The sequence below is a fragment of the Dietzia sp. Cai40 genome (assembly GCF_014145165.1).
Classification (GTDB): Bacteria; Actinomycetota; Actinomycetes; order Mycobacteriales; family Mycobacteriaceae; genus Dietzia; species Dietzia natronolimnaea.
Window position 1 is genome coordinate 1 of record NZ_JAALEB010000355.1, and the last position, 1700, is coordinate 1700.

The following is a 1700-nucleotide window of genomic DNA, read 5'->3' on the forward strand; positions in this document are numbered from 1 at the left end:
CGCGTCCTCGAGCTGGTCGAAGAGGGTGGAGATCTCCCCCGCGCGCCGGTCGTTCGGCTGGAGACCCTCCGGGCCGAACTCGGTGAACAGGCTCAGCGACACCTGCTGCCGGACGCCGAACATCCGGAAGTTCGCGACGATCTGGCGCCACTGCTCCACGGCCCGTACCCCGCCCTCGGCGCCGTAGGAGACAAAGGCGACCGGCTTGTCCGCCCACTCGTCACCGAGGGAGTCGAAGGCGTTCTTCAGAGCGCCGGGAACGCCGTGGTTGTACTCGGGGGTCACGAAGATGAAGGCGTCGTAGGAGTCGATCGCCTCACTCCACCGGGTGACCCGCTCGTCGTCGTACTGCTTGTTCGCGGCACCCGGCACGGTGGCCGAGGTGAGGAGCGGGACGTCGAAGGACTTGAGGTCGACCAGGTCGTAGGTGGCGAGCTCCCGCGATGACGCCTCCGCGGTGACCCAGTCGGCCACGGCCGCGCCGCCCCGCTCGTCACGGACACTGCCCAGGATGATGCCGATCTTCACTCGCGTCTCCTCCGTCGATCGATGTCGTGGACACCTCGACCGTACTTGAGTGACACGGCAACAATCTACCGCCTGCCGTAGACAGTGACCGACGCCACCGCACACACCCGGCCGCGGGCGTCCCGCGTGACCGCCTGCGCGATCCCCCAGCTCCGACCGTCGTGGAGCGCCTCGGCGCGCACCGTGACCGGGCCGACGAGCGGGATCTGCCGCACGTACCTCACGTCGAGCGAGGACGAACTGACGTCTCGCTCGTGCGGGAACACCGCGGCGCCGGCCACCTCCGCGACGGCCGCGAAGACCCCGCCGTGCAGGTTCCCCAGCGGGTTGGCGAGCGCCGGTTCGGGGGCGATCACGGCCTCCACCGCGCGGGTGTCCCCCGGGCCGTCATCGTGGTGGTCCACCGTCAGGCACAACACCTCGGCCAGCGTTCCCGGCGCCAACGCGGAGGGCCACGGCGGCTCGTCGTCGTAGTCATCCGGGTCCACGACCCCCGCGATCTCCATCGACTTCACCAGCCCCGCGGCGACCACCTCGCCGTCGTCATCGAGGACGTCGCCCCGCGTGGTGAGGCAGTGGCCGTCGTCGCCCAGGTGGTCCGTGCGCACGCCCAGTCCGGTCGACCCCTCACGGGGGCGCGCCAGCAGATCCAGGCGGAGTTCGGTGGTGACGGTCCACATCCCCTCGGGACGACGGCGGTGGTTCTCGGCCCCGAGACCGGAGTCGACCAACACCGCCAGGGCCCCCGTGGCGAAGCGCCCGGACGGGTCCACGAACTGGTCGGCGACCGGCTGGTGCCAGCTCACGGTGCCGTCCCCGTTCTGGCTGAAGGTCAGTCCGAGCCGGGGTTCCGGGCCGTGGTGCGTCGATTCCCTCATCTAGCGACGCTAACACGTGTTCCAGTCCTGCCCGTCGGGCCCACGTGGCCGCACAATGGAGCCGTGCCCCCACGAGCAGAGCCCCCCCGGACAGCACCCCTGAGCAGCGAGGTTCTCGCGACGCCCCGACGCTGGCCGATCCGCACGGCCACCACCGTGATCGCCACCGCGATCGTCATCCTGGTGCTGGCCGCCGCGGCGGGGGGCGCGTGGCTGCTGCTGCGCACCGCCGCGCACAGCGCGATCGACACGGTGGACCGGGGTCGGGCGGTCGACGTGGCGGGGGCACTGTCC

2 protein-coding genes and 1 pseudogene are annotated in these 1700 nt (G+C 71.2%); 1 reads left to right on the forward strand and 2 read right to left on the reverse strand.

Translation table 11 applies throughout. The features are described 5' to 3' along the window. The coding region (locus G6022_RS13245) for an NAD(P)H-dependent oxidoreductase (RefSeq protein WP_182691745.1) at positions 1-528 on the reverse strand (528 nt) is incomplete at its 3' end. A gap of 65 nt (positions 529-593) precedes the next feature. Continuing rightward, positions 594-1406 (reverse strand): hotdog fold thioesterase, encoded by an 813-nt coding sequence (locus tag G6022_RS13250; RefSeq protein ID WP_182639630.1) that lies wholly within the window; start codon positions 1404-1406, stop codon positions 594-596. A gap of 63 nt (positions 1407-1469) precedes the next feature. Between G6022_RS13250 and G6022_RS13255 the strand changes: the two are divergent. After that, a pseudogene (locus tag G6022_RS13255) lies at positions 1470-1700 on the forward strand (histidine kinase); the annotation flags it as partial.